Genomic DNA, 21850 nt, shown 5'->3' with positions numbered 1-21850 from the left:
TACCCACAGCCTTAACATGAGGGTCTGTACCGATAGCCTTGCCATTTTCGCGTATTCCCTCCAGATCAGCAGTTGGCAAAAGCACCTGTGTTGAGGTATTGGCAGGGATGGTCAAATTTAAGTGCACTTGATTACCTGCCTTTTTCCATTGAACCTTGATGTCGCCATTTATAGATTGATAACTTGCATTTACCCAGTCCAGTCCTTCCACCATCTCCGGCTCAATCAGGATCCGCTTAAACCCAAAATCTCCGGGCTGTTGCTTAATTCCTGCCAATCCACTATAAAGCCATTCCATCAAATGCCCTAGCATCATATGGTTGTTCGATACATATTTCAATGCTGCCCATGATTCTGTAAGCGCAGTGGCACCATGTTTAATCTGGTAACCGTAGCCAGGCACATCATCACGATTATTCATCTCATAAATTAGTTGAGAACCGCCATTTGCCTCAAGCGCGCGCAAGAGATACCTGTAACCAACATCTCCTGCTGTAAGCGCCTTATTGGATGCCAAAATTGAATTACTGAGATTTGCAGACACTTTATCTTTTAGACTTTCATCTACCAGCCCCATGTACATTGGCATTGCATAGGAAGTCTGACTTCCAGTAGAATACACACCAGTTTTTTCATCCAGAAACTTTCCATTAAAAGCGCCTTTGATCGCAACCGCCAGCTCTGCATACCGCGCTGCATCTTGTTGTTCGCCAATAGCCGCCGCAATGCCAGATAGTAATTTTGCATCATAGAAATAAGTTGCGGTCGCCGTTAACGCAATCGGCGTAAGCTGCGAAACACCAGGATCTTTGGGACCCAGATCAAACCAGTCGCCCAGCCCATGTGAGAGGATGTGCTGGTCAGCCTTTGTTCCAAGATAACCGAGATACCGCTTCATCATGGGATAAGACTTCTTCAGTATCGAAGCATCACCGTACCATTGATACAAGTACCAGGGTATGATAATAGAAGCACTACCCCATTCCGGGGAATCCCTGAAGCCACCTTCAAAAGGCACATATTCCGGTACGATATCTGGAACCAGGCCATTTGGCAGCTGCCCCTCAATCATATCATCAATCACCTTATTGTATAAGTTCAGAATGTCGTAATTGTACTTTAATGAGGAGCCGATAAGATGGGTCTGTTCCAGCCATCCAAGCTTTTCCCGATGCGGACAATCGGTAGCCACACTCGCCATGTTACTTTTTATGCCCCACTTGATCAAGTCATCAATCTGGTTAAACAAGGGATTGGAGCATTCAAATGAGCCAACAGTGGGAGAACTGTTCCTGGTGTGCAACAATTGAATATTCAACCCATCATCGCTCCATGTATTTTCACTTTCAACTTCTACCATGGCATACCGGAATCCATAGTAACTAAATCTTGGTGTCCAGCTTTCCAAACCCTCCCCATTGAGGGTATAATTGAAATAATACGGCCCACCAGATGCATCCTGATAAGGAAGACCATTTTCGTCGAGCACTTCTGCAGGGGTAATTTTGATCTTATCACCCTGTGAGCCTTTAACCTCCAGTCGGACGATACCGGAGGCATTTTGACCAAAATCGTATAGAAACTTGTTTTTTTCAAGCTTTTTTACATCCTTAACCCCGAAACTTTGCATCACCCTTAAAGGGTAATCTGTCTGAATGAACATCTCCCCTTTCGGCCCATCAGTAACCAACACAGGCTTCCATTTGGAAGGGATAAAGTCTTTGGTGGTCCAGGCGGGTGTTTCCAGATTGGCATCATAATCTTCGCCACCATATATACTACTGAAGGTAATTGCCGAACTAGTGGTTTTCCAGCTCTCATCAGTCTTAATTTCTGCTGTACTGCCGTCGTCATACCGAATCACCAACATCATCCTGAGCATGGGCAAGGCCTCAGCAATAACCATTTTTCGATAGCGCTCCCGATTGATATAACGGAATCCAGTTCCAACTATTGCACCGATAACATTCTCGCCTTTGCTTACCTGAGCGGTTACATCATAGGCATTATAGAGCACGCGTTTATCATAATTGGTCCAGCCCGGCGCAAGAAAATCCTCGCCTACCTTCTCACCGTTTAATATTGCTTCATAGTGCCCCAAACCGGAGACAAAAAGGAATGCAGACTTCAGCTTTTTCGTTACCGTAAAAGGCTTTCGAAAGATTGGGATTACGGCTCGTTGTAAGGCCATTTCCCCTAAATGATCTCCATTCATGTGTATCCCTGGAAAAACCTTTAGTGCAGGGTCGAGCACCTCATAGGCAATCCATTTAGTACCATCCCACTTTGTTTTATCCAGTATCGCTGAGATAAAGCTTGAGGGTTCACTCCAATCAGATACAATACCATCGGACGACCAGATCCGCACCCGCCAGTAATAAGGGGTAGCCGTTTTCAATACGGCGCCCTCATACCTTATAAAATGTTGTGCATTACCTGAAACTTTCCTGGAGTCCCAGACATCAGCCTTACCTGACTTTAACAACTGGAGGTCAGTTGAGACCTGCAATTGCCATGCGGCTTGTTTATATCCCCGCGTGTCCGCAGTAATGTTCCAGCCAAATACAGGCTGATGCGTATCTATAACTACAATACCAACTTTGTTCTCAACGCTTAGTTTGGTTGGTTGTGCGCCCGCTCGCAAAGATACTGGAGCAAGCAGGCAGCAAAATAACATTAAAGTCCACCTCATAATATCAATTTAATAACCGGGGTTTTGTGTCAATGCACTGTTTAGTTGCAACTCCAGATAGGGTATTGGGAAAATCAATTTGTCGGGTGTAACATTATAGGCATTTGGTGAAATAAAGCTGTAGGTCGCTTTCATTTGGACTCCATGTGCCGTAATGACCTCGATCGCCTTTCCAGTTCTTACCAGGTCATGCCAGCGGTGATTTTCAAATGCAAGCTCCACCCTTCTTTCATGTCCGATGATAGCTGCCAATGCAGTCTTACTGGTTTCTGCAATATTTGGAAGTGTTGCACCTGCACGTTTACGTACCTGATTGAGATAAGTTAATGCATCGCCAGGGTTGCCCATTTCATTCAGGCACTCTGCAAGCATCAATAGCACATTCGAATAGCGGTAAACTGGCCAGTTATCATCTGTATTACGCTCACGGCTATGCGGATGTAGATACTTTTTCACAAAAGGCTTGGCTATCTTACCTGCAGGAACAACGTAATTCTGAATACTTTTTGAGGCCTGGATCACAAAACTGCCATCACTAGCAATTATCCCTTCAGCAATGCCAATCGAAGCATCTTTTCTGCTGTCACCTGCTTCATAGGTATTCAGCATATCCTCTGTCGGCACATTCCAGCCACCATAGTTTAGTGTGTTTGAAGCGACGCCAGTTATCAGCTCTACGTTTGCAGCTTTGGGTATAAACCAGTAGCTGAACATACTTTGCTGGCCTTGATCACCCATCATAAACTGTATTTCGAAGACCGACTCTTTGCTGTTTTTGTTCCCCAACTGGAATGCATCGGCATAGGTTGGAAGCAGGTTGTAGCCCATTGTCGTTACCGATCTCAATAGTGGCTCCGCAGCAGCAAAATCTTTACGTGTCATGTGAATTTCAGCCAGTAATGTGGCTGCAGAACCCTTTGTTGCACGGCCGTTCTGAGGAAACGTAGGTGCCGGTAGCTTTTCCACAGCATCCTTGGCATCACTGATGATCTGTGTATAAACCTCATCAGGTGTAGATCGCGCTAAAAAAGCATCCGCTTCTTTTTGTACTTCGGTAAGGAACAACGGTACGCCACCAAAATAGCGCACCAGGTTGAAATAGTAATAAGCCCTCAGGAACTTTGTTTCTCCAATGATCTGGTCTTTTGTGGCCTGATCAAACTCGGCATTTTCAATACGGGTAAGGATGGTGTTCGCTCTCGCTATACCCACATAACAAGTGTTGTAGTAGCCGTTTGTCCATTGGTTCTGGGAGTCATCCAGAAAGTCATCTATATTTTCTCTCCGGATGATGTGAATACCTCTATCCGGCGCATAATAATCATAGTGGGTATTATCCGAGCGCATTTCGCCCATGATAAACCCACTTTCACCAACAGTCGCTCTTAAAGGCTCATATACGCCATTTACCGCCTGCTGAAACTGTTCTGCTGTCTTGTAAAAATCCTCTGCATTCGCTTCCGAATCAGGCGTAAGATTTAAAAAGTCCTTTTTACAACCCGTTAGGATCATCAGGATTAACGCGGCTGTATATAATATTTTTGTTTTCATGATTTTCAGAATTAGAAGTTAACATTCAAGCCAAAAGTGAAAGTCCTTGGTACCGGATATGCAGTTTGATCGATGCCCAAACTTAAGGGGTTAACACCACTGGTACTCACCTCCGGGTTCAGTCCCGGATATTTAGTTAACATCAGGGCTTCCTGAATACTTGCATATAGTCGTACACCTTTCAGGTACTTACTGTCGGGCATTTTAAAGTTGTACCCAAAAGTGACGTTCCTCAATGATACGTATGAGGAGTTATACACCCATCGTGAATTTGTAAAACGGAATAGCTCTGTAGTTCCGGCAAGTGTTCTTGGCACTTCACCGTTTCCAGGGTTTTCCGGAGAACGCCAGCCCCCTAATACAACTTTTCTCACGTTAAATACTGCATCTAGGTTTTCCGTGTTCTCATAGGTCGCATTCATGGTTTTTCCACCCACCGATCCCGCAATCATTAAACTCAAATCCCAGTTCTTGTAGCTGAAATTATTTGACAATCCGAATAGAAAATCAGGATTTGGATCACCTATGAAAGTGCGATCGTTCAGGTCAATTACGCCGTCTCCATTGATGTCTTTCATCCTGGTTGTTCCAATTTGTGATGACTTATGTTTTGGCTGCGTGTCAAACTCCTGCTGTGTCATGTATACCCCATCGAAAATATAACCGTAGAATTGGCCGATTGGCATTCCTACGGCAGTACGGTTAAAGTCAGCCTGCTCTGTATAACCGCCAATGGGGGTGTCGTTGGTTCCCAATTGCAACACTTTGTTACGGTTGAAGGTAACGTTCAAATCCGTGTTCCAGGTAAATTCACCGGTCAGATTCTTGGTGCTTATGCCAATTTCATGCCCCCAGAATTTGAACGCTCCAACATTGGTCCAGATGGAACTGAAGCCCGATGCACGTGGAAGCTCCACAGGATAAAGCATACCGTCTGTTTCCTTATTGTAGTAGTCGTAGACAATGTTTACCCGATTCTGGAATAAACCTAATTCGAAACCAAAATCCCATTGCTTGGTGGTTTCCCAGCTCAACAACGGATTACCCAGCGAACTGATGGATAGTCCTTGTACCAGTGAACTGTTGAAGACATAATTTGTTGGGTTCATCATGGCAATAGATGTATAGTTGCCAATATTGTTGTTACCCACTAAACCGTAACTACCACGTAATTTCAAGAAGGAGATCTTCTCGCTCCCTTTCAAGAATTCTTCGTCACTAACGATCCAGCCTACAGAAACCGATGGAAAAGAACCCCATTTGTTTTCACTACCAAACCTGGACGAGCCGTCGCGCCTTAGAGCGGCAGAAAGTAAATACTTGCCTTTAAAGTTATAGTTTAAACGTCCTATTACCGATTGCAGAGACCATGCAGAGGTGCTACTTCCTGCACCGGTTACCGTTGCCCCTGCATTCAACCAAGGAATCTGGTCACTAGGAAAATCCGTTTTATTGATACCGCTATTTTCCTGTCTGAATTTCTGAGAGGTATAACCTACTAGTACATCAAAGTTGTGTTCGCCAACTGACTTCTTATAGGTCAACAGGTTTTCATTCAACCAGGAATAATAATTCTGTGTATTATAAGCACCTGTGGCACGTTGAGGGGGTGCCACAAATAAACCACCTCCAGAAGTGGATGAAACAAAGTTCTGCTGTGTTCTTGACTCCAGGTCAAAGTCACCACGGGTTTTAAAAACCAGTCCATCCAGGATTTTAACCTCTCCATACACATTACCCAGGGTACGGATACGCTTGAAGTTGTCCATTTTCTCCCTCAACACACGATACCAGTTTGGATTTGGAAACATACCAAAGGTATTGGTCGTCAGTGGCAAACTTCCATCCGGATTGATGGCTGGAGAAATCGGGCTGGTGATAAAAGCACCATCAATCACCTGACGCTGCCCGTCCGTATTTACCAGTGTATTATGATCCAGCTGTAAAGTTGGCGCAACATTGAAACCCAACGTGATGCGATCGTTCGGCCTGAACTCATTGTTCGAACGGAAGGAGAAGCGCTGATAACCGGTATTCAGCAGAACCCCTTGCTGGTTAAAATAACCGGCAGTTACGGCAGTGCTGTATTTCTCGGTGTTTGATGTTACCGAAAGAGAGTAATTCTGAATTGGTGCGCCCTGGTCAAGCAGCACATCATACCAATTTGTACCCTCCCCATATTGTGAAGGATTCTGATACTCCGCAGGAATCTCCGCAAGGCCGCTTGCTGGATTCACCCAATTCTCATACTTAATTTTATCTTCGTAGTAGTTCTTTTGCCATTGTGCGAATTCTGTAGCATTCATCACGTCTGGACGGCCTCGCTCTGGTACGTACTGTAAACCACCGTAGGCTGAAAATGAAACATTTACACCTTGTGTTCCAGTACCTTTTTTCGTGGTGATCAGCACCACACCGTTCGCTGCTCTTGAACCGTATAGTGCAGTGGCAGAAGCATCTTTAAGTACAGAAAACGACTCGATTTCATCCGGATTGATGTTGTTGATGTCACCAGCAATCGGCTGGCCATCTACAACATACAGCGGACCATTCCCTGCATTCATAGATGCAGAACCCCTGATCCTAACGGCCATTCCCTGTCCCGGACGGCCGGTAGTCTGACTGATTTGAACGCCTGGGATCCGTCCCTGAAGCTTCTGTGTAAACTGTCCGACGGGAACGTCTTTCATCTCTTTCGCCGAAAGATTTGAAATGGCACCTGTAATATCTTTCCTGGTTTGCGTACCGTAGCCAATAACAACAACTTCATTCAAGTCATTATTTGAGCTGGTAAGAACAACATCGATCGGTGCTGTGGAGGTAACAGTAACCTCTTTTGTATCATATCCGATCAGACGGAATACTAGTACCTCCCCTTGTGTTGCAGCAATTGAAAAGGCTCCGTTTTGATTGGTAGAGGCCACCCTGGAGGTTCCTTTTACCTGAACTGTAACACCTGGTAGTGTTGTGTCCTTATCCGTCACCTTGCCACTTACATTGAACTGCGTCTGCCCATAGGCCAGCGACACAATCAACAGCAATGATAAAATCAGTACATATTTGATCCTACCAAAAATTGATAAATTAAATCCGTTCATGATGATATATTTGGTTATTATGTAAGTTAAAATATTAAGAAAATAGCGGCAACCCGTACTGTCCTGTGGAAATCAAAAGACGACCAGACTACGGCCACATTCTTTATAAGTCGATCTCCTGGCTACCGCCTTTCAATGGAATAGTCTTACCATTCCAGACCAGATTACCCGTCAGATTAACAGGAAGATTTACCTTAGCCTTCAAACCTGACTTACCCTTTCTTTTTAAATCTACTTGTATCGTACCCATTGGATGTGGCATGGAGCCATTTGCAAAGCTTAACTCCCCTAAAGCAGGTTTTATTAAGACAGATGAAAACCCAATATCTGCTGGCATGATACCGCAGATGGTTGCCAGAAAATCGTAGTTCGGACTAGCACTCCAGGCATGGCAATCTGATCTCGCTGGTTCAGGTTTTTCCGCAAAGGTGGTCAGCCCCATTTTCAGCATATCACGCCAAGGCGTCAGCTGACCGTAATACAGATCTGCAAGATCCGCCGCTTTAAGCGCTTGGTTTAGGTAAAAGCGGTAGTAGAAAGTTGCCGGCCCAAGGGTAGTGTCAGCAACAACCCTTTTCATAAGCGACTGCTGTTCAGCCTTCGGAATGGCATCCGTCAAAACTGCCATAATATTGGCGTGCTGACTGTAAGCTTTGAACTCCGGTGTATTCGCCATATACCCTTTTGACTCATCATAACACAACTCAAAAGTACGCCTTGCAATCTTTGTAGCTAGGTCGCTGTACTGTTGTGCCTGTTGGCTTTTGCCATGAAATTCAAAAATCTTGGCTGCTTGTTGCAGAGTATATACATACTGCAAGGTGATGACGGACGAATTACCATTATCTGCGCCATCAGGAACACCGTTTGGAAATACATGGGTATAATCCACGAAATTCCACCATGGCATCGGGCCGAGGATACCCTTTTCAGGATCCAGATGTTTTTCGTACCAGGTAAGTACACTGGAAATGCCGGTCAGAAATTCTGCTGTAAATGCTTTATCATCACGGTGCATGGAATAATCGTAAATCATCGACACCCACCACAAAGAGAATGGTGGAATGACTTGCAGGCGGTTACTTGGATATCTACCTTGTGTAAGTCCTTCAGGTACCATCGAATGGTAAAAATCTAGAATAGCTTTCCTTGCTAAACGGTCATCACCAGAAACATATAATGAGATTAATGCTTGAATACGTGTATCCGCTTCATACTGCAACTGCTCATAATAAGGACAGTCATAGTATGTTTCTCCAGCACATAAACGTGCCGTTCTCCAGCCTACATCCCAAAGGTTTTTTAAAGAAGCATCACTACTGCTGAATTTAGCAGTCTCTTCAAAAGGATAACCGGTGTACATCCCATATATATCATCGATCTGAAGTACCTCGTCTTTCGTTTCAATGTCCAGCTGCACATACCGATATGTGCGCATCCAAAGAGGGCGGAAAAGTCGCTTTTCGCCACCATCCGTTACGAAGATGTCGTAATTACCGATAATATGCATTCCCTCTACCTGATCTCGGTTTTTCTTATTCCCTTGTTCATCAACCAGGGCTTCGGCGAAAGTCATCTTAACCGATGCCCCCTTACCCTTGCTCAGCAAAAGTTCTGGATAGGCTATGGTATTGAAGGTTTGGTCGAGCAAGATGCTCACCTTCTTATTCGCTGGGATTGTTAGCGCCTTTTTCCCCGTCAAAAAGCCTTCATCTTTTGCGATACCTTCCGCACGGCGAACCTTCAATATGCGTTGCTGTGTCTCCTCCATTTGTGGGATGTTCCTAGGCACCAACGTCCACTGATTATCGGTGCCTTTACCAAAAGGTGCTGGTGAAGCAATGGCTCCTGCATTTACCCAGTTACCATCATCGAAGTGAAGAGATTCCCAACCCCATGGATACTGCGCGCCTTCAACCTTATCACCAGGACCAATCACCATATATGCACGCAATCTCGGCCCGTTATCAGTTGAACAAGGGGTGTATGCCGGGTCGAGCAACACTTTCCAGGTATTATTTGTATTTACAAGGGAAGCTTCTTTAGTATCTCCTTGCACCACTAGGGCGGTCTGATTGGATACCTGGGCAACTGGAGCATGTACACCCATGTTCCAGACTTTCGCGGCGATAACATTATCACCGGCTTTTAAATGTGGTGCGATGTCTACTGTTTCATAATACCAATTATAGAGGTCACCTCTTGCCGGCCCCATAGAAACTGCTTTCCCATTTACAAAAAGCCGATAGCGATTGTCAGCAGAAACGTGTATCACGAAGTTCTTCGGAACGCTTGTAATCTGAAAGACTTTCCTGAAATGGAATACCCCATAATCCCGTTGTGGACCTTCGGGATGGCTGATCCATCGGGATGGCCACTGCCTGTTTAATAGTTCTGGATTGATTTGCTTTTCCTGTGCGGGTGCGGTTATCGCCAAAAGACAACAGCATAAAATAAGTAAACCTCTTTTCATATTAATATATTTAAAACCAAGTGTTTCAATATATACAATGAAAAGCATGCAACCGTCCTGCGCTGTCATGGCAGTAAGCGCAGGATGCCAAATTTTTTTATTCCTCAATGTAATTTTCTGCCGAGCAATAAATCGAAGCATTTGCTCATCGTATCTCCCAACATTTACACTGTTACTACTACCTCCATTGTCGGATATTGGCTATATAAAACAACACGCAATTATGTTAACGGTTAATTATATTAATAATAGGTCAACTTATGGCATGCGGCACCTTAGTCTAATAATATTATCAGTTACACATATAAGGAAACAATTTAATACTCGTCTTTAAAAGAAAGCTTAAATAACCAAAATTAAAGATGTAAATATAAATATGAAAACGAAAAAGCGCATTTTACTTTTTACAGCACTATTACTACCGTTAATGGTGTCAACAGAATTAGTTTTAAGAAATTACTTTGGCTTTTGCCATGAGGTCTTAATGAAAAGTGATCCTGACATTGAATACATTAACCTGGCCAATCAACACACCCAGCGGTTTAGAAAAAACTACCATTATAACGAATATTCGATGAGGAGTAATCCGATCGATTCTTCCTGCATTCACATCCTTGGTTTCGGAGATTCCATCATAAACCGTGGCGACCATGATGATTTAGCCACCACTTTGTTAAGCAATAGCCTGTCCACCCTCTATCATCAAAAAGTGCAGTTTTTAAATGTTTCGGCTGGTAGCTGGGGGCCGGATAACTGCTTCGCGTATTTGAAAAAAAACGGGGACTTCCAGGCAAAAAAAATCTATCTCTTTGTTAGCTCACACGACGCCTTTGACAACATGACTTTCGAAAAAATTGTAGGGGTTTCCAAAAGTCATCCCGATAAACAGTATTCATTTGCCATTTACGAATTACTGGATCGCTACCTTATCCCCCGTATGACGTTAAAAAAAAACATACAAGCTTCCGTAATCGATCATATTCCTGAGGGCGCTCCTTTCAATTCCGGTTTTGGAAATTTTAAAGATTATACTGCAAAAAAAGATATCCCATTTATACTCTTTCTGCACGCAAGTATTCCCGAACTAAAAGAAGGTAAGTATAACAGTTTAGGCCAAAAAATTATCGAATTTGCTAAGCAAAACGACATCACCATGATCCAGGACATTAACATGATGACTACTGAAGATTATGAAGATCAACTTCATATCAATGCAAGCGGCCAGAAAAAAGTTGCGGCTGCAGTATTGGCACATTATCAGAAATAAATCTTAATTTCACTTAATGATGAAAATCAATTTTAGCCCCTTCCCCATTTTACAGTCCAACCGCTTGCGGCTAAGGAAAATTAGGCCTGATGATGTGAAGGAGGTGTTTGCTATACGGTCTAATCCTGAAGTGATGCGTTATATCCCACGCCCATTGGCTGTAACTCAACAGGATGCCCTTGACCACATCAATGTGATAAACAAAGGAGTGGATGAAAATACAGCTATCAATTGGGCCATTACCCTTGCCTCCGACGATAAGTTGATTGGGATGATTTGTCTAATACGTATGCAACCCGAGAATTTCAGAACAGAAGTTGGTTATATTCTTAATCCGGAATACCACCAGCAGGGCATTATGGACGAGGCTTTGAAAACAGTAATTAACTACGCTTTTGAGAATCTGAAATTTCATTCTTTAGAAGCCTTGATCGACCCTGAAAACACAGCCTCTGAGCGGTTGTTGCAAAAAAACAACTTTGTTAAAGAAGCCCATTTTAAAGAGAAAACATTTTGGAATGGTGTTTTCCTGGATGATGTTATTTATTCACTGATTAACAAGGACTCCACAACCTCCGGCGTAAAATAACCGGTAGCCACTAATTAATTTCCTACTTTTGTGCTTCAATCAGCAATATGATCAATATCTATACAGACGGTGCAGCAAGTGGAAATCCAGGTCCTGGAGGTTACGGTGTAATCTTGCGGGCAGGAAACCATTATAAGGAATTAAGCGGGGGATTTCGTTTAACCACCAACAACCGTATGGAGCTGCTCGCTGTGATTGAAGGACTGAAAGCCATCAAAATGCCTGGAAAGGACGTAACTGTTTACTCTGATTCCAAGTATGTAGTAGATGCTGTAGAAAAGAAATGGGTATTCGGATGGGTGAAAACTGGCTTTAAAGGAAAGAAAAATAAAGACCTCTGGCTTCGTTTTCTAGACGTTTATAAACAACATCAGGTTAAGTTTGTATGGATAAAGGGGCATAACAGCCATCCGGAGAATGAGCGATGCGACCAACTTGCCGTAGCTGCCAGTAAACAAACCAGTGCCCTGGCTATAGATGCCCCTTTTGAAGCAGAACGTAGTAAACCTAGTCTGCTTTAATCACTTCGTTTTCTAACATCATTTTTTCTGCTGTTCTTACCATTTTCTCTGAGCCTATAAATATCGCTACGCGCTGGTGAAGCGCCGTAGGTTGGATATCCAGTATACGGTTATAACCATCGGAAGCGACACCACCTGCCTGTTCTACAATAAAGGCCATTGGATTACATTCATACAATAACCGCAGTTTACCATTCGGCGAACTCGCCGTAGTTGGATAGAGGTAAATACCACCTTTAATAAGGTTTCGGTGAATATCAGCCACCATAGAACCAATGTACCGCGAAGTATAGGGTCTGTTTGTTGCAGGATCTTCCACCTGAGCATACTTAATATATTTTTTCACGCCTAAGGGAAAGTGACCATAATTCCCTTCATTGATGGAATAGATTGTTCCTTCGGCAGGAATGCGCATATTCGGATGGGATAAACAAAACTCACCAATTGATGGATCCAGTGTAAATCCGTTCACTCCTTTACCAGTGGTATACACCAACATGGTCGACGAACCATAAATTACATAACCAGCAGCCACCTGTTGTGTACCCTTTTGCAGTACATCGTCGAGTGTAGCCATACCATCAACAGATTTACGCCTGTAAATAGAGAAGATAGTTCCTACCGCAACATTACAATCGATATTCGAGGAACCGTCAAGTGGATCAATACATACAATGTATTTTGCATTTTTAGATACCGGTGAGTCAATGGGTACAAATTCATCTTCTTCCTCCGTAGCGACAATACAACATTCACCTCCGCTGGTTAATGCCGAAATAAATTGTAGGTTAGCAAACACATCCAGTTTTTTCTGGCCCTCGCCCTGGATATTTGTGGTACCGGCATCCCCTAAAATATCAACTAAACCCGCTTTGTTCACCTCCCTGTTAACTATTTTTGCGGCAATACCGATGTCTCTGAGTAATCGGGAAAGCTCACCCTTTGCATAGGGAAAATCTGCTTGTTTTTCAATAATGAACTGCCCTAATGTTTTAATTCCCGCCATATCTTAGTGTATATTTTACGTTATCTTTTACCTATTTCTATAGCTTCTAAGGTATGTATTTTTTCGTCTGTAATACTAAATCGAATTAAAGTCCTCACTTTATGCCAGCCCGATTTACCTGCCGCACCGGGATTTATATGCAAACATTTAATTTTTTCGTCATACATTACCTTTAAGATGTGTGAGTGCCCGGTAATGAACAGCATTGGCGGGTTAGTGTATATTTCTGGTTTCACCTGAGGCGCATAACGACCTGGGTAACCACCAATGTGTGTCATCCATACATCAACTTGCTCACACTGAAAACGGAGGTGTTCAGGGAACGCCGCCCGGATCTCTTTACCATCTATATTTCCATACACCCCTTTTAACGGTTTAAAAGCGGCCAGTTTATCGGCCACATCCGCGCCGAAATCACCGGCATGCCAGATTTCGTCGCAGGTATCAAAATGTTTGAAAACCGCATCGTCTAAAAAACCATGTGTATCAGAGAGTAGTCCTATTTTTTTCAAAGTCGTTAAATTAAAAAGCCAGAAAGAAGTCTTTCAACAGGTCTTTGTAGGCCTGAGTATAAACACCCTCTGCTATATATATATATAATTTTTCCTGCTGCAATGGCTCGTTACCAAAGCCAAAACAAATGATCTGCCGAAATCCAGGTTTGGAAGCGTCGGAATGCACATGTATAATTCGATGTGGATACAACTTAAATAACACCGCGTTAGTAACCAGTTCCTGTGCTTGTTTAACCGGAAGAATCACCCAGAACTTTCCATTCTCCGCTAATATCCCAGCTACCTTGCGAAGGAGTCCTTCAAAAAAGTCCTCACCAGCATGCCTGGCAATTCTTTTTCTATCTTCAGCATTTTTCAGGTCATTCACGAAATACGGAGGATTTGACACAATTAAATCATATCGGACTGCAGTTTGAAAGTGAGTAATATCGCCATGCTTAATTTCTAATTGGGCGGCAAAAGGGCTCTGTGAGAAATTACTTGCTGCACGTAACGCTGCTGGCCCGTCAATTTCCACTGCTGTTACCATAGCCTGCGAAAAGCGTTGGGCAAGCATCATGGCTATAACCCCGGTTCCCGTACCGATATCCAATATCTTGCCGGGTTGCGGGTGTTGAAGGATGGCGCCTAATAAAACACCGTCTGTATTAATACGCATGGCGCAATCTGCCTGCTCTACCTCAAATTGTTTAAACTTAAATAAACTTCCCATAGCCTATTGCTCGTATAATTCTAATGGCAGGCCATCTGGGTCTGCAAAAAATGTAAAACGTTTACCTGTAAACTCGTCTATTCGTATTGGCTCTGTAACAACACCCTTTAAAATTAGTCTGTCAATCACCACATCCAAATTATCAACCTCAAAGGCCAGGTGCCGTAAACCTGCTGCTTCGGGGCGCGAAGGACGAACAGGAACCTGATCAAAAGAAAACAATTCAATCTGATAATGGTCGTTTATAGCAAGGTCTAATTTGTATGAAAGTCGCTCTTCCCGATAAACTTCACGCACTATCTTCAATTCCAGTACGTTAACATAAAACGCTTTGCTGCGCGCATAATCACTACAGATAATAGCGACATGGTGTATTTTACTAAACATAAATCTAAGGTAAAAAAAACCTGCTCAGCACCACTAAATACAATTACGACAAATAAAAAAGAAAATGACTTCTGATAAAAAAACCGTCATAAACCGCATATTTTTAAGAATACCACCCAAAATTGAACCACAATCCTAGTTTAGTTTCGTATTTTATATTTAAAAATTACGATTTCTTAATAATATACTTTATTTTTGATCAAATTTTAAACGAATAAATGAGAACTTTAAGAACAATTGCATTAAAAGAGGCACAATCCAGAATTTCTCCCGAGGTTTCCGCCCCATCTACTAAAATTTCGGAGTTTTTTGGCTGTAATGTGTTTGATAAGAAAAAAATGAAAGATTTCTTATCACCAGAAGTTTTTGAAAAATTAAATTTAGCCATTAACCAAGGCGAGTTAATTAATCAAGATGACGCCAATCACATTGCCACAGCAATGAAAACTTGGGCAATGGTAAAAGGCGTAACTCACTATACACACTGGTTTCAGCCATTAACTGGAACAACTGCTGAAAAACATGATTCATTTTTCGAACCATCAGGTGACGGTGCAATTGAAAAATTTTCAGGCAGTGCTTTAGTTCAGCAAGAACCTGATGCATCAAGCTTCCCTAATGGTGGTATCCGCAATACGTTTGAAGCACGTGGTTATACTGCATGGGACCCTTCTTCTCCTGCTTTCATTATGGAGAGTAAAGCAGGCAAAACTTTGTGCATTCCTACTGTATTTGTTTCTTATACCGGCGAAGCCTTGGACTATAAAGCACCTTTATTAAAAGCTTTAAATGCACTTGATAAAGCAGCTGTAGATGTTTGTCAGTATTTCGATAAAAGCATCACTAAGGTAAATGCCTCTTTAGGTATCGAACAAGAATATTTTTTAGTAGATCTTGCCTATTATAATGCGCGTCCGGATTTAGCTTTAACCGGCCGCACTTTATTCGGTCATATGTCTGCAAAAGGACAGCAATTAGAAGATCATTACTTCGGTTCGATTCCTGAGCGTGTATTCACGTATATGGTAGACTTCGAAAACGAAGCGTTAAAATTGGGTATTCCTTTAAAAACCCGTCATAATGAGGTGGCACCTATGCAGTTTGAATGTGCACCAATTTACGAAGAAATCAACCTGGCTATCGATCATAACCAACTATTAATGGATTTGATGGAAAAAGTAGCCAAAAGACATAATTTCAAAGTTTTATTGCATGAGAAACCTTATGCAGGCATTAATGGTTCTGGTAAACACAACAACTGGTCGTTAATTACAGACACTGGTAAAAATCTATTATCGCCAGGAAAAACGCCTAAAAACAACCTGATGTTCTTAGCGTTTTTTGTAAACACCATTAAAGCGGTACATGAGCACGCAGACCTATTAAGAGCAAGTATTGCTTCTGTAAGCAATGATCACCGTTTAGGTGCTAACGAGGCTCCGCCTGCAATTATCTCTATCTTTTTAGGATCACAATTAAATGATGTATTAGACGAGATCGAAACTTCACGCAGCATCATTAAAAAAGTAAAAAGCGAAGACTCTTTATGGTTAGGTATCCCTAAAATACCACAAATTAATTTCGATACAACCGATCGGAACCGTACCTCTCCTTTTGCTTTCACCGGCAACAAGTTTGAATTGAGAGCTGTTGGTTCATCAGAAAATTCGGCATCACCAATGACTGTATTAAACGCCATTGTTGCTGATCAATTGACTAAATTTAAAGTTGAAGTTGATAAACTGATTAAAAAAGGCGACAAAAAAGATGTGGCTTTATTAACCGTGATCAAAAGATACCTTAAAGAATCAAAAGATATCCGTTTTGAAGGTAATGGCTACAGCCAGGAATGGGAAGATGAAGCTGTAAAACGTGGATTATCGAACATCAAAACTACGCCAAAAGCACTTGATGCTTACGTTAGCGAGAAATCTATCGAACTATTTACCAGAACAAATATTTTCAGTGCACGTGAACTTCATGCCCGTCATGAGATCTTGTTAGAAAGCTATTACAAAAAACTTCAGATTGAAGCCAGGGTAATGGGCGAAATAGCAAACACTATGGTAATCCCTGCAACCATTTCTTACCAGAACACTTTATTGGAAAATGCAAAAGGACTTAAAGAATTAGGTTTAAGCAAAGATGCATTGGAAACCCCAACGGCCATTATTAATAAAGTATCAGAGCACTTGAGAATTGTTAAAACAAGTATCGATGCCATGCTTGAAGAACGTAAGGTGACTAATAACATTGAAGATTCGCGTGAAAAAGCAATTGCTTACGACGAAAATGTGAAGAGCTATTTTGACACCATCCGTTACCATGCTGATAAGTTAGAACAGATTGTTGACGATGACGTTTGGCCTTTGCCTAAATTCAGAGAATTATTATTCTTAAAATAATATATATTTTGGTTATACTATGAAACTTCTGCCCTAAAAAGCAGAGGTTTTTTTTTGTTTTCATATCTTTGCAACAACATGAGTGATAACAGGTATAACCAACGCGGCGTTTCTGCTTCGAAAGAAGATGTGCACCAGGCCATCAAAAATATTGACAAAGGTATTTTCCCACAAGCATTTTGTAAAATCATCCCTGACATATTAGGAAATGACGAGGACTACTGCAACATCATGCATGCCGATGGCGCGGGTACAAAGTCCTCATTGGCATATATATACTGGAAAGAAACCGGTGATATCTCGGTATGGAAAGGCATTGCACAGGATGCTATCATCATGAATATCGACGATTTGATATGTGTAGGTGCTACAGAAAACATATTGCTTTCTTCTACCATAGGCAGAAATAAGAACCTTATTCCTGGTGAAGTAATCGCGGCAGTAATTAATGGTACAGAAGAAATTCTGGCTGAACTGCGCGAACAAGGAATTTCCATATACTCAACGGGAGGCGAAACCGCTGATGTAGGCGACCTGGTAAGAACCATTATTGTAGACTCTACAGTTACCTGCCGTTTAAAACGCGAAGACGTGATCAGCAACCACAACATCCAGGCCGATGATGTGATCGTTGGTTTATCGTCATCAGGACAGGCCACTTATGAAAAAGAGTATAATGGCGGTATGGGTTCTAACGGACTAACCTCTGCCCGTCACGATGTATTTAACAAAGCTGTGGCACATCAATACCCTGAAAGCTATGATCCTGCCGTACCTTTTGACCTTGTGTTTTCAGGTGGCAAGGGATTAACAGATCCGGTACAAATTGATGAAAACACACAGGTAACCGCTGGCAAGCTGGTTTTATCGCCTACACGCACCTATGCCCCGGTAATTAAAAAAGTATTAGCTGCTTACCGCAAACAGATTCATGGCCTGGTTCACTGCAGTGGTGGCGCTCAAACTAAAGTATTGCATTTCGTTAACGACGATGTGCATGTGATTAAAGACAACATGTTCCCGGTACCACCCCTATTCCAATTAATTCAGGAACAATCTGGTACCGACTGGAAAGAAATGTATAAAGTATTTAACATGGGCCACCGCATGGAGCTTTATGTTCCTGCAGAGATTGCAGAAGACATTATTGCGATATCTCAGAGCTTTAATATCGACGCCCAGATCATTGGCCGCGTAGAAACTGCTGCACAAAAGCAGGTAACCATCACCAGTGATAAAGGAACTTTTATCTATAACTAATCATTGAACAGCTACTGGCTGACAACCACATAAAAAAAACCGCTCCTGCACAGGTAGCGGTTTTTATGTGGTTATTCAACATCAATATGGAATATCTTGAAACAAAAAATCCTGATCATAAATTATGATCAGGATTTTTGTTTAGAAATAGCTATTAGTTAAACAAGTATCTGATACCAATTTGAGCTTGCCATCTTGAATCAAATGCTGATGCTTGGTAAGCAACATTTTCTGCTGGTGCTCTGAAAGTATAGTTACCTCCAGTTGCAGCATTGTAATTGTAGTTGATTAGCGTTGAAGCATTATTACCTAAGAAGTATGATCTTCCCCATGCATTGTTAAGCAAGTTACCTACATTGATAACATCCAAAGAAAGTTGCAATGCATTTTTAGAACCTTTAAATACGGTTCCTAAATCTTGCATAATTCTAAGATCGAATTGATGTTGCCAAGGCATTCTAGCGCCGTTACGTTCTGCATATTGTCCTCTTCGTGAACTAAGGTACTTATCGTTAGAGATAAAGGCGTCTAGAGCGTTCCATTGATCTTGAATAGACGTAGTAACCTGATTTGAGGTTAATGGCGCCAATTTGATATCATTAATGGTACGTGGCACGAATAATAAATCATTTTGGTTATTACCATCTTGATTTAAGTCGCCAAAGTAAAGGTAAGTGAATGGAGAGCCTGATCTACCTGCATAAAACAACGAGAATGTAGTTGCTGATGCTTTGTTCTTTCCGTATCTGGCCACGTAGTTTAAACTTCCAATCACGCGGTGACGAAGATCAAAGTTTGAGAATGATAACTGTGGATCATTCGGATCTAACACAATCTGGTTAAAGTTGAAGTTTGAACTTGCTGTACTACTACCACCTGAATTCACATCGGTAGATTTTCCATAGGTATAAGCACCAGATAAACTTAAGCCAAAATCAAAGGCTTTAGACAATTGTGCCGTTAGAGAGTATGTTTCACCTTGGTTTGAATTCGTTAAGTAATATACGTTTGTGAATTTTGTATTTACTTTCCCTGCTGTTGTTGGATAAGCAAATCTTGGACGGTTATCAGCACCATTTGTTAATGACGTATTGATTGTACCATTAGCCGGCTGTAAGTTTAAATTTTGGTAAAGAATATTGTTTACTGTCTTAGAATAGATACCTTCTAAGGTAGCAAATACTCCGCCTGGCAATTTGAAATCAAATGCCAAATTGGTTTTGAAAACCTGAGGCAACCTTAGTTTGGGATCAGTTAAGTTAACTTCATAGGTTGTGCCTACAGTTCCACCAGCCGCTTGTTGATTTGATGGATCAGGAATAAAAGTACCTGCACCGTTAGTAGCGTTAATTTGCGCCGTTAACATACCATTGTTAGTAAATGCATTAGACAGCCATACAAAAGGCGCACGCGACGATAATAATGCAGTACCACCTCTTAACTGAATACTTCTGTCACCAGTAAGATCCCAGTTAAAGCTTAAACGTGGAGAAACAAGAAGCTGTCCGCTAGGTGTTTGATCAGTTCTTTGGTTAGGAAAGGTACTTGCAACCAATGGATTTGCAGGTGGGTTATCAAAGAATAAAGGCATATCAACTCTTAAACCAGCAGTTAATCTAAACCCTTGGAATGCTTCAATCTCATCTTGGACATAGAAACCTAACTGCGCTGCATCAAATTTAGCCGCTGGTGCATTATCACCCGGAACTATTGAATAAGTCGATGCTGCCGTAGTTGGATTTGCACCGTTAATGAAATCATTCAAGTTGCTATACGCATAACTTCCAGCGAAGTTATTCATAAACAAGTTTCTAAATTTAAAAAACTCATTATGTGTACCAATTGTGAATGTATGTTTACCAGCCAGGATTTTGAAGTTATCAGTAAATTCAAAAATATCCTGGTCTAACTCATTAGCAGTTGAGCTAGCCTCTGATCCAAAAACTACCGACTGAGAAGAGCTACCATTAAAGTTATTGATTCTGATTTGAGGGAACAAATCACCGTTAAAGGCACGTCTGTCTCTTACTCTTGAATATCCTATAATTAAGTTGTTTGATAACGATTGGTTAATCGCACTTCTTAATTCCAATACTGTATTATTTTGTTTATCAGTAAATCGGTAACCATTATTAGAAAATGCGAAAGCTGATCCACTTCTGGTTATTTTATCATCAAAAGCATTTATATAATTATGACGCAAAGTCAACTGGTTTTTATCATTAATGTTCCAGTCAATACGTGCAAATAATTTATCACTGTTTGTTTGTTGATCAAACACTCCATAATTACCTACATCATAGCCATAACGCGATAACATGGTATTTTTAATTAGATCTGCATCAACAACACTTAATACACCACCTGGTTCGCCGGCATTGAATGTTGAAGGAGTCCTAATTCTACCTAATTCTGCACTTACGAAAAAGAATAATTTATTTTTAATTATTGGCGCACCTAAACGCACACCATAAGTAGTATTATAAAAATCACCGGCCTTAGTTTTTAAGCCATCTATACTTTTACCAATGGTATTCTGGTTACGACCGAAAAAATAAGCAGATCCTTCTACCGTGTTTGTTCCTGATCTGGTTACTGCATTTACAGTACCACCTGTAGAGTTGCCGTTAGTTACATCATAAGGAGCAACAACGATCTGTATCTCCTGGATCGCATCTAAAGAGATTGGCTGTGTAGAAGCTTGTCCTCCTGGCGTACCAGATGAAGTTAAACCGAACACATCGTTATTTACAGCACCGTCAATAGAGATGTTGTTAAACTTGTTACTTGCACCACCAAATGAATTACCATTTGCCTGAGGCGTTAAACGTGTGAAATCCTGTAATGAACGCGATAAAGATGGCATATTTTCAATTTGCTCTTTACCAACATTTGTAGCAGCACCTGTACGTTTACTGTTGAAAGTTGCATCTTTTTTTGAAACGATCTGAACTTCGCTTAGTTCCTGTCCAGCGTCAGAAAGGGTTGTATTTAAGACGAAAGACTCCCCTAATTTCAGGAAAATGTTTTCGAATGTTTCCTGGCCAAGTCCTACATAACTAACAACAACAGTATATGGACCACCGCTTCTCATGTTGGGAATGGTAAAACGTCCGTCAGCGTTGGTCATTACGCCATAATTTGTTCCAGTTGGACCATGCACAGCTTTAACACTTGCACCTGGCAAACCAGCGCTAGCATCTTTAACAACCCCAACCAGTGTGGAAGTTGTAGTCTGTGCCTGAGCACCAGAAAACGACCCCAGGAAGGTGATAACGACAACCAAAACTTTTAATAGTAGATTTTTTTTCATGCTTTTTTGATGAACTTTTGTGAATTTTTGTGGTGGTGACTAATAATTTTGGCGCAAAGAT

Annotated in this window: 14 protein-coding genes; 5 read left to right on the top strand and 9 right to left on the bottom strand. The window is 41.7% G+C overall.

Going from position 1 to position 21850, the window contains the following annotated elements; genetic code table 11:
- The 4 genes from ACR2F3_RS12660 to ACR2F3_RS12645 form a co-directional block, all read right to left on the bottom strand.
- Positions 1 to 2692, bottom strand: a 2692-nt coding sequence (locus ACR2F3_RS12660; RefSeq protein ID WP_432710341.1) for a family 78 glycoside hydrolase catalytic domain, incomplete at its 3' end; no start/stop codon positions are given.
- Positions 2693 to 2701: 9 nt separating this feature from the next.
- Entirely contained in the window at positions 2702 to 4243 is a 1542-nt protein-coding gene (locus ACR2F3_RS12655; protein WP_432710340.1) for a RagB/SusD family nutrient uptake outer membrane protein, read from the bottom strand.
- 11 nt (positions 4244 to 4254) lie between these two features.
- Positions 4255 to 7341, bottom strand: coding sequence for a SusC/RagA family TonB-linked outer membrane protein (locus ACR2F3_RS12650; protein ID WP_432710339.1), 3087 nt, complete (start codon positions 7339 to 7341; stop codon positions 4255 to 4257).
- A 103-nt stretch (positions 7342 to 7444) separates the two neighbouring features.
- Positions 7445 to 9814 carry an alpha-L-rhamnosidase C-terminal domain-containing protein gene (locus ACR2F3_RS12645; protein ID WP_432710338.1) on the bottom strand — a complete coding sequence of 790 codons (2370 nt, stop codon included), beginning with the start codon at positions 9812 to 9814 and terminating at the stop codon, positions 7445 to 7447.
- 376 nt (positions 9815 to 10190) lie between these two features.
- Here ACR2F3_RS12645 and ACR2F3_RS12640 point away from each other — a divergent pair, with 376 nt between their 5' ends.
- From ACR2F3_RS12640 to rnhA, 3 genes are read left to right on the top strand one after another with little or no spacing between them, the layout of a single operon-like run.
- Positions 10191 to 11081, top strand: coding sequence for a hypothetical protein (locus ACR2F3_RS12640; RefSeq protein ID WP_432710337.1), 891 nt, complete (start codon positions 10191 to 10193; stop codon positions 11079 to 11081).
- A gap of 16 nt (positions 11082 to 11097) precedes the next feature.
- Entirely contained in the window at positions 11098 to 11670 is a 573-nt protein-coding gene (locus tag ACR2F3_RS12635) for a GNAT family N-acetyltransferase (protein WP_432710336.1), read from the top strand.
- A 47-nt stretch (positions 11671 to 11717) separates the two neighbouring features.
- Positions 11718 to 12191, top strand: a complete 474-nt coding sequence (gene rnhA, locus ACR2F3_RS12630; protein ID WP_432710335.1) for a ribonuclease HI — start codon at positions 11718 to 11720, stop codon at positions 12189 to 12191.
- Here rnhA and fbp read toward each other — a convergent pair.
- Genes fbp through gloA2 form a run of 4 tightly spaced genes read right to left on the bottom strand, consistent with a single transcriptional unit; the run spans position 12178 to position 14811 of the window.
- Positions 12178 to 13197: a class 1 fructose-bisphosphatase gene (gene fbp, locus ACR2F3_RS12625; RefSeq protein WP_432710334.1), complete on the bottom strand. Its 1020-nt coding sequence runs from the start codon at positions 13195 to 13197 to the stop codon at positions 12178 to 12180. The genes rnhA and fbp overlap by 14 nt on opposite strands.
- A gap of 20 nt (positions 13198 to 13217) precedes the next feature.
- Positions 13218 to 13709: a metallophosphoesterase family protein gene (locus tag ACR2F3_RS12620; RefSeq protein ID WP_432710332.1), complete on the bottom strand. Its 492-nt coding sequence runs from the start codon at positions 13707 to 13709 to the stop codon at positions 13218 to 13220.
- A gap of 10 nt (positions 13710 to 13719) precedes the next feature.
- On the bottom strand, positions 13720 to 14424 hold the full coding sequence (locus ACR2F3_RS12615) for a tRNA1(Val) (adenine(37)-N6)-methyltransferase (RefSeq protein WP_432710331.1): 705 nt from the start codon (positions 14422 to 14424) through the stop codon (positions 13720 to 13722).
- Positions 14425 to 14427: 3 nt separating this feature from the next.
- Positions 14428 to 14811, bottom strand: a complete 384-nt coding sequence (gene gloA2, locus ACR2F3_RS12610; RefSeq protein WP_432710330.1) for an SMU1112c/YaeR family gloxylase I-like metalloprotein — start codon at positions 14809 to 14811, stop codon at positions 14428 to 14430.
- Between the two features lie 218 nt (positions 14812 to 15029).
- Here gloA2 and ACR2F3_RS12605 point away from each other — a divergent pair, with 218 nt between their 5' ends.
- Both ACR2F3_RS12605 and ACR2F3_RS12600 read left to right on the top strand, forming a co-directional pair.
- Complete coding sequence (locus ACR2F3_RS12605; RefSeq protein ID WP_432710329.1) at positions 15030 to 17216, top strand: glutamine synthetase III; 2187 nt, start codon at positions 15030 to 15032, stop codon at positions 17214 to 17216.
- A 78-nt stretch (positions 17217 to 17294) separates the two neighbouring features.
- Positions 17295 to 18476: an AIR synthase related protein gene (locus tag ACR2F3_RS12600; RefSeq protein ID WP_432710328.1), complete on the top strand. Its 1182-nt coding sequence runs from the start codon at positions 17295 to 17297 to the stop codon at positions 18474 to 18476.
- A 154-nt stretch (positions 18477 to 18630) separates the two neighbouring features.
- On the opposite strand, the gene ACR2F3_RS12595 is transcribed toward ACR2F3_RS12600, so the two are convergent.
- On the bottom strand, positions 18631 to 21789 hold the full coding sequence (locus ACR2F3_RS12595; RefSeq protein WP_432710327.1) for a TonB-dependent receptor: 3159 nt from the start codon (positions 21787 to 21789) through the stop codon (positions 18631 to 18633).
- Positions 21790 to 21850: the final 61 nt, after the last annotated feature.

The organism is Pedobacter sp., from assembly GCF_045627485.1.
Lineage (GTDB): Bacteria > Bacteroidota > Bacteroidia > Sphingobacteriales > Sphingobacteriaceae > Pedobacter.
This window is presented reverse-complemented; position numbering and strand designations above follow the sequence as displayed.